Raw genomic sequence first — 14,994 nt, 5'->3', positions numbered from 1 at the left:
GAGATGGCATCGGGTACGCCGTCCTCGCCGTTCGGGTTCGCCGTCGTACGGGGGTGGCGCGGTTACCGTCCCGAGCAGGTCGAGGAGTACGCGGCCGGTCTGTTCCGGGCGGCCGAGGAGGCGCGGGCGCGGATCGACGGGCTGACCGGGCGGGAGGCCGAGCTGGTCGCGGAGGTGGAGCGGCTGCGCGAGGCCGTCGCCGGGCTCGCCCCGCAGACCTACGAGTCCCTGGGCGAGCGGGCCCGCGGCCTGCTGGACCTCGTCGAGGAGGAGGCCGCGGCGGTACGGCACGCCGCCCGCGCCGAGTCCGAGGCCGCCGCGCGGGCCGCCACCGGCGCGGCCGAGGCGCTGCGCGACGCCGCCCGCGCGCACGCCGACGGGGTGGGCGAGCGGGCCGCCGAGTGGTCCGACGCCCGGGAGACCGCGGCGCGGGCCGAGGCCGACGGGATCCGCACGCTGGCCCGGCACGACGCGAAGCGGGCCCGCGACGAGGCGCTCGCGGACTTCGACGCGACCCGGCGCCGCGCCGAGACCCTCCTCGCCGACCAGGCCGAGGACCAGGCGGGACGTCTCGACACCGCCGAGCGCGAACTGGCCGCCGCCGACCGCGCCGCGACCGAGCGCGAGCTCGCCGCGGAGGCGGCCGCCGAGGCCCGCCTCGCGGAGGCGAAGCAGGCCTTCGCCGAGGCGCAGGAGTCGGCCCGGCGCGGTCAGGAGGAGGCCGACGCGCAGGCCGCCGAACTGCTGGAGCAGGCCCGCGCCCGCGCCGGGCGCATCGCGGAGGAGACCGAGCGCATCCTGGGCGAGCACGACGAGGCCCGCGAGGAGGTCCGCGACCACATGGAGCACGTCCGCAGCTCGCTCGCGGCCCTGACCGGCCGGGCGATGGACCCGGACCCCTCCTCGTAGGGACAGCGCCCGCGCCGGATCAGGGGGCGGGCCGGAAGGACGCGTCCAGGGTCCAGCGGGCCGCGCCCTCCGGGTGCGCGGTGCGGTGGGCGTACGGGGCGGTCAGGGCCCGTACCCGCTCGGCGAGCTCGTCGGCCTCGTCCGGCGTCAGGAACAGCTCGGCGCTCACCGTGCGCGCGGTGGCCCGGGCGGGGCTGCGCGGGTCGTCCCAGCGCAGCCGCCACGGGCGGACCCGGCCGCCGCCGTGCGGGGCCTCCTCGATCAGCCCGTGCCGGGCCAGCTGGCGCAGATGGAACGAGCACAGGCCCGAGCTGTGCCCGAGCCGGGCCGCCGCCTGGGTGGAGGTGACGGTGCCCAGCTCGGCGAGCAGGTCCAGCAGTGCGATGCGCACGGGGTGGTCGGGCAGCGTCTTATGGCCCGTCGCCGCGTCGGTCTTCTCGTTCTCCTCGGTCACTTTGCAAATACTGCTACCTTGCAAAGCGTCAGGTCAAGTGCGGAAGCGGATCGGGGAGTTGAGGGGCATGGGTACGGAAGGGCTGCTGCCGGAGGTCGAGCGGGGTGCGGTGCGGCGCATCACGGTCATCGGGGAGGACGTCCTGCACCGGAGCCTGCGCCCGGCCACCGACGCCGAGTTCGGCACCCCGGAGCTCGACCAGCTGATCGACGACATGTTCGCCACGAACCACGTGGCGCACGGCGCGGGGCTCGCGGCGAACCAGGTGGACGTCGATCTCCGGCTGTTCGTCTGGGACATGGAGGACGACTGGGGCGTCCGGCACACCGGGCACGTCCTCAACCCCGTGCTCGACGAGGAGCCCGTCGCCACGCGCCGTCTGGTCGACGAGATGGAGGGCTGCCTCTCCGTGCCGGGCCCCTACAAGCCGGTCCCGCGCGCCGACCACGCCGTCGTCCGGGGACAGGACAAGGACGGGAACGCGATCGTCGTCGAGGGCCACGGCTACTTCGCCCGCTGTCTCCAGCACGAGACCGACCACCTCCACGGCCGCCTCTACGTGGACCGGCTCACCCGCCGCGACCGGCGCGACGCGCTGCGGGAGATGGCCGAACTGCGGGACGGAGTGCTCGCACGGCGGGCGAAGACGGCCGAGGCGCTGGGGAAATAGGGCGCTGTTACCCTCTGCCGCATGATCGCGCGGGGGGAGACCGGGGCTCAGCGGGCCCTGATAGCGGCCAGTTTCGTCAGCCGGATCGGGAACGGCCTGTTCAACGCGGCCTCCGTCCTCTACTTCACGCTCGTCGTGCATCTGCCCGCGACGCAGGTCGGCGCGGGCCTGACGATCGCCGGGCTCGTCGGGATGGCGGCGGGGGTGCCGGCCGGGAACCTGGCCGACCGGTACGGGCCGCGCACGGTCTGGCTGTGTGCCGTCGCCGTGCAGGCCGTCACGATGGCGGCGTTCGTCCTCATCGACTCCTGGCTCGTGTTCACGCTCCTCGCCACGCTGGACCGGCTGGGCGCCTCGGCGGGCGGTGCGGCGGGCGGCGCGCTGGTCGCGCGCTCCGGCGGGGAGCGCCCGGCCGCCTTCCGGGCCCGGCTGCGCACGTTCGTCAATCTGGGCGTCGTCGTCGGCACCCTGGGCGCGGGCGTCGCCCTCCAGATCGACACCCGCGCCGCCTACACGACGCTGATCCTCGCCAACGCGGCCAGCTTCGCCGGCGCCGGCCTGATCGGACTCCTCGGTGTCCCGAACTACCGGCCGCTGCCCCGGCCCGCGGAACACCGCCGCTGGTCCGTCCTGGCCGACCGCCCGTTCGTGGCGTTCGTGGCGCTCTACAGCGCCATGGGCCTCCAGTACCAGGTGGTGTCGCTGCTGCTGCCGATCTGGCTCAGCGCCCACACCGACGCGCCGCGCTGGACCGTCGCCGCCGTCTACGCGATCAACAGCGGGGTCTGCGTGCTGCTGCAGAGCCGGCTCGGGTCCAAGGTGGAGACGCCGCGGCAGGGCGGGCGCGCGTTCCGTCTCGCCGGGCTGCTGTTCCTCGTCAGCTGCCCGCTGATGGCGCTCACCGCCGACGTCCCGGCCTGGGTGGCGGCGGTCCTCGCGGTCCTCGCCGTCGTCGCCCACAGCCTGGGGGAGGTGTGGGAGTCCTCGGCCGGGTTCGCCCTCGGCTTCGGCCTGGCGCCCGAGCACGCGCAGGGCCAGTACCAGGGCCTGTTCGGCATCGGCTTCGAGGCGGGCCAGGCGCTCGCCCCGTTGGTCCTGACCGGCGCGGTCCTGGCCCTCGGGCACACCGGGTGGCTGCTGCTCGGCGTCTTCTTCGCGGCCCTCGGCCTGGCGGGCCCGCTGGTGGCGTCCTGGGCCGAGCGCACCCGGGCCACGGCCCGGGAAGCGGCGCCGGCGACCGACCAGGCCGCGACCTAGAGCCGGCCGCGACCGCGGGTCGGGGGCGGGCCGGGCTGCTGGGGCACCGGCGCGCCCGCCAGGATCCAGCCCTCCACCGCCTCGTACCGCGCCTGCTGCTCGCGCTGCGCGCGCGGAGGGGTCAGGACGGTGCCCAGCCAGCCGAGGAGGAAGCCCAGCGGGATGGAGACCAGGCCGGTCGTGGTGAACGGGAACCAGTTGAAGTCCCGGTCCGGGAACATCGAAGCCGGGCTGCCCGAGACCAGGTTCGTGCCCGTCATCAGGATCAGGCAGGCCGCCGAGCCGCCCAGCAGCGTCCACAGCAGGCCCGCCCGGGTGTAGCGGCGCCAGAAGAGGCTGTAGACGAGGGCGGGGGCCAGGGCCGAGCCGCCCAGACAGAAGGACAGGGTGACCAGCGGCTGCAGGTTGCGGTGCTGGACGACCGTGGCGAGCAGGATCGCGGGGACGCCGACCGCGAGGGCCGACAGACGGGCCAGTTTCAGTTCCCGGCGCGGGGAGGGTTCCGCGCCGCGGTGGGCGAAGACGTCGTGGGCGAGGGTGTTCGCGCAGGCCAGGATCATGCCCGCGACCGACGCGAGCAGCGTGAGGAACAGGGCCGTGGTGACGGCGGTGAAGAGCAGCGACTCGGTCGTCGTCATCGCCGGGCCGAACGCCGCCCGCGCGCCCAGCAGGTACGCCGTGTTGCCCTGCGGGTCGGCGGCGGCGATGGCGTCCCGGCCGACCAGGGCCGCGGCGCCGACCCCGACGACCGAGACGATCAGTACGAAGGCGGCGACCGAGGACACCGCCCAGGACATCGAGCGGCGCACCTCGCGTGCGTGCCGCGCCGTGTACATGCGCATGGTGACGTGGGGGAGGCAGGCGCCGCCGAGGACCACGGTCAGCTCCGAACTGATCATGTCCAGGCGGGGGTTGGGGCCGCCGGAGAACTGCAGGCCCGAGGTGAGGTAGGCGCGGCCGGCCTCGCTGCGCCCGGCCGCCGCGGCGAGCAGCGCGCCCGGGTCCCAGTCGAAGCGGCGCAGGATGAGGGCGGCGACCACGGCGCCGGAGCCGAGCAGCATCACGATCTTGAGGATCTGGATGAGGGCGGTGCCCTTCATGCCGCCGATCGCCGCGTAGCCGATCATCAGGGCGCCGAGGGTGAGGACGCAGCCGGTGCGGAAGTTCTGGCTGGTGAAGCCGAGCAGGAAGGCCATGAGGTCGCCGGCGCCCGCGAGCTGGACGAGCATGATGGGCAGCAGGGCGACGAGGGTGGCGGCGCAGGCGGTGACGCGGACGGCGCGGCCCGGGGTGCGCCGGGCGAACACGTCGCCCATCGTGAACCGGCCCGCGTTGCGCAGGGGTTCGGCCAGCAGGAACATCAGCAGCATCAGGGAGAGCGCGGTGCTGAGCGCCAGCACGATGCCGTCGTGGCCCATCAGGGCGATGACGCCGCCGGTGCCGAGGACACTGGCCGCGGAGATGTAGTCACCGGCGATCGCGAGCCCGTTGCGCATCGGGCTCAGGGACCCGAAGCCGGTGTAGAACTCCTCCAGGTCGTCGCGGTCGGGTCCGGTCATGACGCAGAGCAGTAGCGTGATGGTGGCGACCGCGGTGAAGGCCACCAGGGCCATGGACTCCGAGGACACGTCCCTCATCGCGGGGTGCCTCCCGTCGCGTCGCGGCCGCGGCGGCGCAGCCGGTGGGCGAGCGGGTCGACGCGCCGCCGGGCCGTGAGCTCGTAGAGGAGCAACGCGAGCCCCGTTACCGGCAGTTGGCACAGGCCGATGAGCAGGCCCGTGGACAGGCCGCCGTGCGCGGAGCGGTTCATGAACGTGGGCGCGAACGCGGACAGGAGCAGGAACGAGGTGAAGTAGCCGAGCGCGGTGAGCGTGGCCACGCGGCGCTGCCGGCGGTACGCGGTGCGCAGCAGCCGCAGTTCGGGCGCGGGGCCGCCGGGCGGCGGCAGGTCGGGGTGGCGGGGGAGCCGGTAGGCGTGCGACCGGTGGGCGTGGGCAGGGTGCGGCATCCCGGTTCTCCTTGCGCGGCGCGGGTCCGCCGGGGACGGTGACGGACCGCAGGGAGGGGGTGGGAGCCGGAACGTTACTCGCAGGTAGTCGCCTTGGGGAGTCTTTCGGCAGACTGTCCGGTCGGTCGGTTCTCTTCGATTCCGCCGGTTGATTCACTTCGGTTCAGTCGGTTGGTTCCGGTGTGCGGTTCTGGTGGTTCGGTACCGGTGTCGGGCGGTCGAGGACCGGGAAGCGGCGCGGGGCCAGGGTCAGCAGGACCAGCAGGGCCACCGCCGCGGCGCCCGCCGCGCCGAGGTACACGCTGTCCACGGCCGCGTCGATCGCCGGCCGCACCCCGGCCGCGTCCGGGTCCCGGGCCACCGAGTCGAGGTCGGTGTCCGCCCCGAGCCGCCCGGCGATCACGCCGTTGGCGACGGCGCCGAAGAGGGCGGCGCCTACGGTCTGGCCGATCTGCCGGTAGAAGAGGACGGAGGCGGTGGCCGTGCCGCGCTCCGACCAGTCGACCGTGGACTGCACGCCCACGATGAGCGGCAGTTGGAAGAGTCCGAGGGCGGCGCCGAGCAGCAGACTGAGCAGCGCGGGCTGCCAGGCCGAGCCCGGGTAGGGCAGGAACGGGAAGGCGAGGAGGACCGCGAGGGCGCCGGTGATGCCGAGCGCCGCGGTGTTCCGGAAGCCGATCCTGCGGTACACGTGCTGGCTGAACGCGGCCGACACCGGCCAGCTCAGCGTCATCACGGACAGCACGAACCCGGCCGCGACGGGCGAAAGGCCGAGCACCGACTGCGCGTACGTGGGCAGGAACGCCGTCGGGGCGACCATCAGCAGGCCCAGCGAGCCGAGCGCCAGATTGACCGCGGCGATGGTGCGGCGGCGCCACACCCAGCCCGGCAGGATCGGTTCGGCGGCCCGCCGTTCGATGAGGAACACGGCTCCGACCAGGGCGAGTCCGGCGGCGAGCAGGCCCAGCGAGGGGAGGGAGACCCAGGCCCAGGCGACGCCGCCCTGCACCAGCCAGGTCAGCAGGACGCCGCCCGCCGCGAACACGGCCAGGGCGCCCGCCCAGTCGACCGTGGGACGCGCCCCTCGCTCCCGGCGCGGCTCGTGCAGATGACGTACGACGAAGAACAGCGCGACCGCGCCGATCGGCACGTTGATCAGGAAGATCCAGCGCCAGCCGGCCGTGGAGGCGAGCATGCCGCCGAGCGCCGGGCCGAGCACCGACGAGGTGGCCCAGACCGTCGACAGCTTCGCCTGTATCTTCGGGCGCTCCTCCAGCGGGTACAGATCGGCGGCGAGCGTCTGCACGGTGCCCTGGATGGCGCCGCCGCCCAGCCCCTGCACGACGCGGAACGCGATCAGCGAGCCCATGTCCCAGGCCGACGCGCACAGCACCGAGCCGATCAGGAACAGGACGCTGCCCGCGATCAGCACCGGCTTGCGGCCGAGGGTGTCGGACAGCTTCCCGTAGACGGGCAGCGTGACCGTCACCGCGAGGAGATAGCCGGAGAACAGCCACGAGAAGACGGTGAAGCCGCCGAGGTCCCCGACGATCTGCGGAACGGCGGTGGAGACGATGGTGGAGTCGAGCGCGGCCAGCGCCATCGACAGCATCAGCGCGGCCACGACCGCGCCGCGCCGCCGGTCAGAGGCCCCTTCGGCCACGGACGAGTTCACCTGCGGAAATCCTTTCCCCCTGCACCTACTTGCACGGCGGAGCTTAAGCGGGTGGAGACGACCCTGAGTAGAGCTCCACCGAAGGGTGGACCTCCCCTAGGGGGAGCTCCGTACAACGGACCGGGGACGGTTCGTCCCCCTGGAGGACGAGCGGGCCGGGGGTTCTTCCTACCGTCGAGGGGTGGGGTTTTCCCCCGGGAAAGAGGGTGACTTCCACCAGCGCGCCCGGACCCCCCGCCCGACCAGACTGAACGCACACCGCAGGGCCGGACACGGCCTGGCACTTCCCGTAGATCCGCGACCGCGCACCGGCCCACGACATCGTCGCTGCGTGACCGACTTAGGAGACATACCGTGACATCGGCTGTGACCATTCCCAGGCACGGGGGCACCGGAGGGCTGACGGCCGTCGCCGCGCGGGCGCGGCAGGTCGTCAAGGCGTACGGGACGGGGGAGACCCGCGTCGTCGCGCTCGACCACGTCGACGTCGACATCGCCCGGGGCCAGTTCACCGCGATCATGGGCCCGTCCGGCTCCGGCAAGTCCACGCTCATGCACTGCCTGGCCGGGCTCGACAACGTCACCGGGGGCCAGATCTACCTCGACGACACCGAGATCACCGGCCTGAAGGACAAGAAGCTGACCCAACTGCGGCGCGACCGCATCGGCTTCATCTTCCAGGCCTTCAACCTGCTGCCGACGCTGAACGCGCTGGAGAACATCACGCTGCCCATGGACATCGCGGGCCGCAAGCCCGACCGGCAGTGGCTCGACCGCGTCGTGCAGACCGTCGGCCTCGCCGAGCGCCTCAAGCACCGGCCCACCGAGCTGTCCGGCGGCCAGCAGCAGCGCGTCGCCGTGGCCCGCGCCCTCGCCGCCCGCCCCGAGATCATCTTCGGCGACGAGCCCACCGGAAACCTCGACTCGCGGGCCGGCGCCGAGGTCCTCGGCTTCCTGCGCCGCTCCGTCGACGAGCTCGGCCAGACCATCGTCATGGTCACCCACGACCCGGTCGCCGCCTCCTACGCCGACCGCGTCCTCTACCTGGCCGACGGCCGCATCGTCGACGAGATGCTCCGGCCCACCGCCGACGCCGTCCTTGACCGCATGAAGGACTTCGACGCCCGGGGCCGTACGTCATGAGTGCCGCGAACACCGTCCTGAAGACCTCGCTGCGCAACTTCTTCGCGCACAAGGGCCGCATGGCCCTCTCCGCGGTCGCCGTCCTCCTGTCCGTCGCCTTCGTGACCGGCACCCTCGTGTTCACCGACACGATGGACAAGACCTTCGACAAGCTGTTCACGGCCACCGCCTCCGACGTCACCGTCAGCCCCAAGGACTCCGAGGTCGAGGGCAACGACACCGGGCGGCCCGACGCCCTCCCGGCGTCCCTCCTCGCCACCGTGAAGCAGGCCGACGGCGTCAAGTCGGCCGAGGGCGCGGTCAGTTCCATGAACGTGACCGTCGTGAACGCCGACAACAAGAACATGGGCTCCGAGAACGGCGCCCCGACCATCGCCGGCAACTGGACCCACAACGACCTCCGCTCCATGGAGATCACCTCCGGGCACGCCCCGCGCGGACCCACCGAGGTCATGGTCGACGCCGACACCGCGAAGAAGCACCACCTGAAGCTCGGCGACGAGCTGCGCACGATCTCCGTCTCCGGCGACATCAAGGCGAAGATCAGCGGCATCGCCTCCTTCACCGTCACCAACCCGGGCGCGGCCGTCGTCTACTTCGACACCGCCACCGCCCAGCGCGAACTCATCGGGAAGACCGGCCAGTTCACGCAGATCAACGTCGCCGCCGCCGACGGCGTCAGCGACACCCGGCTCAAGAAGAACGTCACCGCGGAACTCTCCGGCGGCACCTACAAGATCCAGACCCAGCAGCAGACCGCGGACGACAACGCCTCCGACGTCGGCTCCTTCATGGACGTCATCAAGTACGCCCTCCTCGGCTTCGCCGGCATCGCCTTCCTCGTCGGCATCTTCCTCATCATCAACACCTTCTCGATGCTGGTCGCCCAGCGCACCCGCGAGATCGGCCTGATGCGCGCCATCGGCTCCTCCCGCAAGCAGGTCAACCGCTCCGTCCTCGTCGAGGCGCTGCTCCTCGGCGTCGTCGGCTCCGTGGTCGGCGTCGGCGCCGGTGTGGGCCTCGCCGTCGGCCTCATGAAGCTCATGTCCGCCGCGGGCATGGACCTGTCCACCGACGACCTCACCGTGAAGTGGACGACCCCCGCGGTCGGCCTCCTCCTCGGCATCGTCGTCACCGTCCTCGCCGCCTACCTGCCCGCCCGCCGGGCCGGCAAGGTCTCCCCGATGGCCGCCCTGCGCGACGCCGGCACCCCGGCCGACGCCAAGGCCGGACTCGTCCGCGCCGTCATCGGCCTGCTCCTCACGGGCGGCGGCGGCTTCGCCCTCTACCTCGCCACCCAGGCCGACAAGGCGAGCCAGGGCTCGCTGTGGCTCGGCGCCGGCATCGTGGCCTCGCTCATCGGCTTCGTGGTCGTCGGCCCGCTGCTCGCCGGCGTCGTGGTCCGCGTCATCAGCGCCGTACTGCTCCGCTTCTTCGGCCCCGTCGGCCGCATGGCCGAGCGCAACGCGCTGCGCAACCCGCGCCGCACCGGCGCCACCGGCGCGGCCCTGATGATCGGCCTCGCGCTCGTCGCCTGCCTCTCCGTCGTCGGCTCCTCGATGGTCGCCTCGGCCACCGACCAGCTCGACAAGTCGGTCGGCGCGGACTTCATCGTCGAGGGCCAGGGCGGCATCAAGCCGCAGGCCTCCGACGCCCTGAAGAAGGTCCGCGACGGCGGGCTCGTCTCCCACGTCACCGAGGTCAAGTGGGTCAAGGCCACCCTCACCACCCCCGGCGGCGTCAAGGAGGAGGAAGAGCTCTCCGCGGCCAGCCCCAGCTACACCCAGGACCTGCGGCGCGAGGCCACCTCGGGTGAGCTCTCGGCGGCGTACGGGAAGAACGCGATGTCGGTCGGCTCCGAGTTCGCCGAGCGCAACCACCTCAAGGTCGGCGACACGATGACCGTCGCCTTCCATCACGGCTCCACGGCCAAGCTGAAGATCGCGGCGATCACCTCGGACGACACCGCGTTCGACAAGGGCGCGATGTACACCAACGTCGCCACCGCCGAGCAGTACCTGCCGGGGGACCGGGTGCCGCTCAACGGGATGATGTTCGCCAAGGCCGCCGACGGCAAGGAGGACGCCGCCTACAAGGCGCTGAAGTCGTCCGTCGCCGCCGACCCGACCGTCAAGGTCAAGGACCAGACCGACTACAAGGAGACCCTGAAGGACCAGGTCGGCCAGCTCCTCAACATGATCTACGGGCTCCTCGCCCTCGCGATCATCGTGGCGATCCTCGGCGTCGTGAACACCCTGGCCCTGTCGGTCGTCGAGCGGACCCGCGAGATCGGCCTCATGCGCGCCATCGGCCTCTCCCGCCGGCAGCTGCGCCGCATGATCCGCCTGGAGTCGGTCGTCATCGCCCTCTTCGGAGCCCTGCTCGGCCTCGGCCTCGGCATGGGCTGGGGCGCGACGGCCCAGAAGCTCCTGGCCCTGGAGGGCCTCGGCGTCCTGGAGATCCCCTGGCCGACCATCATCGCGGTCTTCATCGGCTCGGCCTTCGTGGGCCTCTTCGCCGCCCTGATCCCGGCCTTCCGCGCGGGCCGCATGAACGTCCTGAACGCGATCGCTACGGAGTAGGTCGCGGAGTGAACGAAACGAGAGGCCCGGCAGACGCCGGGCCTCTCGTCGTGCTCAGGGAATGCGCCCGATGTTCAGAACGACGACCGTGATGGTGCCGTTGTCGATCTCGTAGAGGAGGCGGTAGCGCCCGACGTGCATGCGACGGAGCTCGGGAGAGCCATAGGCCGTGGTCCCTCTCGGGCGGGGATCCTCGGCGAGCAGATCCGCTGCCGCGTAGACCTGACGTAACCCGTCAGGGTCTTCCTTGAGGAAGCGCACCGCGGCGCTGGTCGCCCGCTCGTGCCAGAGGATGCGGTAGCTCACTCGCCCTCCAGTCCAAGGAGCTTTCCGACTTCGTCGTGCGGTACGCCGACGAACGTGCCGGCCTCCTTCTCGGACCGGTACCGGGAGACGGCCAGCTGCTCCTCCAGCTCCAGCACCCGTTCCTCCAGCTCCGCCAGCTCGTTGGGGTTTATGAACACCGTCGCGGGCTGACCGTGATCCGTGATCGTGATGCGCTCGCGCGCGTGCGCCGTACGGCGGACCAGGGAGCCGAACTTGGCACGGGCCTCGGTGATGGGCAGCGTCTCACTCATGTACGAAACTGTACTCTTCCCGCATCTTCGGTGCAGTCCCTCGTTCGGGCGACAGTCTCCCCGGCGACGTACGCTGGAGACCCCCCGGCCCGTCCCACGTGTCGGGTCCTTCGCGTTGCGCCCGCGCGCCCACGGAACCGGAAAGGCCAAGCGCCCCCATGAGCCTGCACGGACTGCTCGACGCCGTCGTCAAGGACGCGGCCCTCGCCGAAGCGGTGAAGGCCGCCGGTGACGGCAACCGCATGCACGTCGACCTCGTGGGCCCGCCCGCGTCCCGCCCCTTCGCGGTGGCCGCGCTGGCCCGCGAGGCGGGGCGCCCCGTCCTCGCCGTGACCGCCACCGGCCGCGAGGCCGAGGACCTCGCGGCCGCCCTGCGCTCGCTGCTGCCGCCCGACACGGTCGCCGAGTACCCGTCCTGGGAGACGCTGCCGCACGAGCGGCTCAGCCCGCGCAGCGACACCGTCGGCCGGCGCCTGGCCGTGCTGCGCCGCCTCACCCACCCGAGCACCGACGACCCCGAGACCGGCCCGGTCTCCGTCGTCGTCGCCCCCATCCGCTCCGTGCTCCAGCCGCAGGTCAAGGGCCTCGGCGACCTGGAGCCCGTCGCCCTGCGCAGCGGGCGGAGCGCCGACCTGGGCGAGACGGTCGAAGCGCTCGCCGCCGCCGCGTACGCGCGCGTCGAACTCGTCGAGAAGCGCGGCGAGTTCGCGGTCCGCGGCGGCATCCTCGACGTGTTCCCGCCGACCGAGGAGCACCCGCTCCGCGTCGAGTTCTGGGGCGACGACGTCGAGGAGATCCGCTACTTCAAGGTCGCCGACCAGCGCTCCCTGGAGATCGCCGAGCACGGCCTGTGGGCCCCGCCCTGCCGCGAACTGCTGCTCACCGCCGACGTCCGGGCCCGGGCCGCCGAGCTCGCCGAACAGCACCCGGAGCTCGGCGAACTCCTCGGGAAGATCGCCGAGGGCATCGCCGTCGAGGGCATGGAGTCCCTCGCCCCCGTCCTCGTCGACGACATGGAACTGCTGATCGACGTCCTGCCCAAGGACGCGATGGCGGTCGTCTGCGACCCCGAGCGGGTCCGCACCCGCGCCGCCGACCTGGTGGCGACCTCGCAGGAGTTCCTGCAGGCGTCCTGGGCCGCGTCCGCGACCGGCGGAGACGCCCCGATCGACGTGGGCGCGGCCTCGCTGCGCTCCATCGCCGACGTCCGGGACCGGGCCCGTGAGCTGGGCATGATGTGGTGGTCGGTGTCCCCGTTCGCCGCCGACGCCACGGCCGCCGGCGCGGACACGCTGCACCTCGGCCTGCACGCCCCGGAGACGTACCGCGGCGACACCGCGAAGGCGCTGGCCGACACCAAGGGCTGGCTCGCCGACGGCTGGCGCACCGTGTTCGTCACCGAGGCGCACGGCCCCGCGACCCGCACCGTCGAGGTGCTCGGCGGCGAGGGCGTCCCGGCCCGCCTCGACAAGGACCTCACCACGCTCGCCCCGTCCGTCGTCCAGGTGGCGTGCGGCAGCCTCGAGTACGGCTTCGTGCATCCGGAGCTGAAGGTCGCCGTCCTCACCGAGACCGACCTGACCGGGCAGCGCGCCGCGGGCAAGGACGGGCAGCGGATGCCCGCCCGGCGCCGCAAGACGATCGACCCGCTCACCCTCGAGTCCGGCGACTACATCGTCCACGAGCAGCACGGCGTCGGCCGCTACATCGAGATGGTCCAGCGCACCGTGCAGGGCGCCACCCGCGAGTACCTCGTCGTCGAGTACGCCCCGGCCAAGCGCGGCCAGCCCGGCGACCGCCTCTACATCCCGACCGACCAGCTGGAGCAGATCACCAAGTACGTCGGCGGCGAGGCCCCGACGCTGCACCGGCTCGGCGGCGCCGACTGGACGAAGACGAAGGCGCGCGCCAAGAAGGCCGTCAAGGAGATCGCGGCCGACCTCATCAAGCTGTACTCGGCCCGCATGGCGGCCCCCGGGCACGCCTTCGGCACGGACACTCCGTGGCAGCGGGAGCTGGAGGACGCGTTCCCGTACGCGGAGACGCCCGACCAGCTGACCACGATCGCCGAGGTCAAGGACGACATGGAGAAGACGGTCCCGATGGACCGTCTGATCTGCGGCGACGTCGGCTACGGCAAGACGGAGATCGCGGTCCGCGCCGCGTTCAAGGCCGTCCAGGACGGCAAGCAGGTCGCCGTCCTCGTGCCCACGACCCTGCTGGTCCAGCAGCACTTCGGCACGTTCTCCGAGCGCTACGCCCAGTTCCCGGTGAACGTGAAGGCGCTCAGCCGCTTCCAGACCGAGACCGAGTCGAAGGCGACGATGGAGGGCCTGCGCGAGGGCTCCGTCGACGTCGTCATCGGCACCCACCGCCTCTTCTCCTCCGAGACCAAGTTCAAGGACCTGGGCCTGGTCATCGTCGACGAGGAGCAGCGCTTCGGCGTCGAGCACAAGGAGCAGCTGAAGAAGCTCCGCGCGAACGTCGACGTCCTGACGATGTCCGCGACCCCCATCCCCCGCACCCTGGAGATGGCGGTCACCGGCATCCGCGAGATGTCCACGATCACCACCCCGCCCGAGGAGCGCCACCCGGTCCTCACCTTCGTCGGCCCCTACGAGGAGAAGCAGATCGGCGCGGCCGTACGCCGCGAACTGCTGCGCGAGGGCCAGGTCTTCTACATCCACAACCGCGTCGAGTCGATCGACCGCGCCGCCGCCCGGCTGCGCGAGATCGTGCCCGAGGCGCGCGTCGCGACGGCCCACGGCCAGATGTCCGAACAGGCCCTGGAACAGGTCGTCGTGGACTTCTGGGAGAAGAAGTTCGACGTCCTCGTCTCGACGACGATCGTCGAGTCCGGCATCGACATCTCCAACGCCAACACGCTCATCGTCGAGCGCGGCGACAACTTCGGACTCTCCCAGCTCCACCAGCTGCGCGGCCGCGTCGGGCGGGGCAGGGAGCGCGGTTACGCCTACTTCCTCTACCCGCCGGAGAAGCCGCTGACGGAGACGGCTCACGAGCGGCTCGCCACGATCGCCCAGCACACCGAGATGGGCGCGGGCATGTACGTGGCGATGAAGGACCTGGAGATCCGCGGCGCGGGCAACCTCCTGGGCGGCGAACAGTCCGGCCACATCGCGGGCGTCGGCTTCGACCTCTACGTCCGCATGGTCGGCGAGGCCGTCGCCGACTACCGTGCCTCCCTCGAGGGCGGCGTCGAGGAGGAGCCGCCGCTCGAGGTCAAGATCGAGCTCCCGGTCGACGCCCATGTCCCGCACGACTACGCCCCCGGCGAGCGCCTGCGCCTCCAGGCCTACCGTGCCATCGCCTCGGCGAACACGGAGGACGACGTCCGCCAGGTCCGCGAGGAACTGACCGACCGCTACGGCAAGCTCCCCGAGCCGGTCGAGAACCTCCTGCTCGTCGCCGGCCTGCGCATGCTCTCCCGCGCGTGCGGCGTCGGCGAGATCGTCCTCCAGGGCACCAACATCCGCTTCGCCCCGGTCGAACTCCGCGAGTCCCAGGAACTCCGCCTCAAGCGCCTCTACCCCGGCACGGTCATCAAGCCGGCCACCCACCAGATCCTGGTCCCGCGCCCGAAGACGGCGAAGGTGGGCGGCAAGCCGCTGGTCGGACGTGAACTGCTGGCGTGGGTGGGGGAGTTCCTGACGACGATCCTGGGGTCGTGACGGCGAAAAGCGTTCGCTGCCCGGCA

Annotated in this window: 12 protein-coding genes; 6 read left to right on the top strand and 6 right to left on the bottom strand. The window is 72.2% G+C overall.

The features are described from left to right. Positions 1-3 precede the first annotated feature (3 nt). Positions 4-909, top strand: a complete 906-nt coding sequence (locus tag ACIBTU_RS25335; RefSeq protein WP_399128704.1) for a cellulose-binding protein — start codon at positions 4-6, stop codon at positions 907-909. Between the two features lie 19 nt (positions 910-928). Here ACIBTU_RS25335 and ACIBTU_RS25330 read toward each other — a convergent pair whose 3' ends face one another. Continuing rightward, entirely contained in the window at positions 929-1,363 is a 435-nt protein-coding gene (locus ACIBTU_RS25330) for an ArsR/SmtB family transcription factor (protein ID WP_399128703.1), read from the bottom strand. Positions 1,364-1,430: 67 nt separating this feature from the next. Between ACIBTU_RS25330 and def the strand changes: the two genes are divergently transcribed. Together def and ACIBTU_RS25320 are read left to right on the top strand one after the other, a co-directional pair. Next, the gene (gene def / locus ACIBTU_RS25325) at positions 1,431-2,033 is read left to right on the top strand and encodes a peptide deformylase (protein WP_399128702.1); all 603 of its coding nucleotides are present in this window, start codon (positions 1,431-1,433) and stop codon (positions 2,031-2,033) included. 21 nt (positions 2,034-2,054) lie between these two features. Next, positions 2,055-3,290, top strand: a complete 1,236-nt coding sequence (locus tag ACIBTU_RS25320) for an MFS transporter (RefSeq protein ID WP_399128701.1) — start codon at positions 2,055-2,057, stop codon at positions 3,288-3,290. Here the strand turns inward: ACIBTU_RS25320 and ACIBTU_RS25315 are convergent. The 3 genes from ACIBTU_RS25315 to ACIBTU_RS25305 all read right to left on the bottom strand — a co-directional run bounded on the left by ACIBTU_RS25315 (position 3,287) and on the right by ACIBTU_RS25305 (position 6,973). Continuing rightward, positions 3,287-4,927, bottom strand: coding sequence for a cation acetate symporter (locus ACIBTU_RS25315; protein ID WP_399128700.1), 1,641 nt, complete (start codon positions 4,925-4,927; stop codon positions 3,287-3,289). The two genes, ACIBTU_RS25320 and ACIBTU_RS25315, sit on opposite strands and share 4 nt — an antisense overlap. Next, the gene (locus ACIBTU_RS25310; protein ID WP_399128698.1) at positions 4,924-5,298 is read right to left on the bottom strand and encodes a DUF485 domain-containing protein; all 375 of its coding nucleotides are present in this window, start codon (positions 5,296-5,298) and stop codon (positions 4,924-4,926) included. The genes ACIBTU_RS25315 and ACIBTU_RS25310 overlap by 4 nt, the downstream gene beginning before the upstream one ends. A gap of 163 nt (positions 5,299-5,461) precedes the next feature. Beyond that, entirely contained in the window at positions 5,462-6,973 is a 1,512-nt protein-coding gene (locus ACIBTU_RS25305) for an MDR family MFS transporter (RefSeq protein WP_399128697.1), read from the bottom strand. Positions 6,974-7,327: 354 nt separating this feature from the next. Here ACIBTU_RS25305 and ACIBTU_RS25300 point away from each other — a divergent pair, with 354 nt between their 5' ends. Together ACIBTU_RS25300 and ACIBTU_RS25295 are read left to right on the top strand one after the other, a co-directional pair. Continuing rightward, complete coding sequence (locus ACIBTU_RS25300) at positions 7,328-8,116, top strand: ABC transporter ATP-binding protein (protein ID WP_399128696.1); 789 nt, start codon at positions 7,328-7,330, stop codon at positions 8,114-8,116. Further along, a complete protein-coding gene (locus ACIBTU_RS25295) occupies positions 8,113-10,698 on the top strand; it encodes an ABC transporter permease (protein WP_399128695.1) in 2,586 nt (861 codons plus the stop codon). Before ACIBTU_RS25300 ends, ACIBTU_RS25295 begins: the two co-directional genes overlap by 4 nt. Before the next feature lie 54 nt (positions 10,699-10,752). On the opposite strand, the gene ACIBTU_RS25290 is transcribed toward ACIBTU_RS25295, so the two are convergent. Then, positions 10,753-11,004 carry a type II toxin-antitoxin system RelE/ParE family toxin gene (locus ACIBTU_RS25290; protein ID WP_384628614.1) on the bottom strand — a complete coding sequence of 84 codons (252 nt, stop codon included), beginning with the start codon at positions 11,002-11,004 and terminating at the stop codon, positions 10,753-10,755. Continuing rightward, entirely contained in the window at positions 11,001-11,276 is a 276-nt protein-coding gene (locus ACIBTU_RS25285; protein ID WP_384628611.1) for a type II toxin-antitoxin system Phd/YefM family antitoxin, read from the bottom strand. The genes ACIBTU_RS25290 and ACIBTU_RS25285 overlap by 4 nt, the downstream gene beginning before the upstream one ends. A gap of 158 nt (positions 11,277-11,434) precedes the next feature. Between ACIBTU_RS25285 and mfd the strand changes: the two genes are divergently transcribed. Further along, positions 11,435-14,968, top strand: coding sequence for a transcription-repair coupling factor (mfd, locus tag ACIBTU_RS25280; RefSeq protein WP_399128693.1), 3,534 nt, complete (start codon positions 11,435-11,437; stop codon positions 14,966-14,968). The last annotated feature ends 26 nt before the right edge of the window (positions 14,969-14,994 follow it).

The organism is Streptomyces sp. NPDC050145, from assembly GCF_044460245.1.
Taxonomy (GTDB): domain Bacteria; phylum Actinomycetota; class Actinomycetes; order Streptomycetales; family Streptomycetaceae; genus Streptomyces.
The sequence above is the reverse complement of the archived record's forward strand: the minus strand, read 5'-3'. Positions and strand labels throughout refer to the sequence as shown.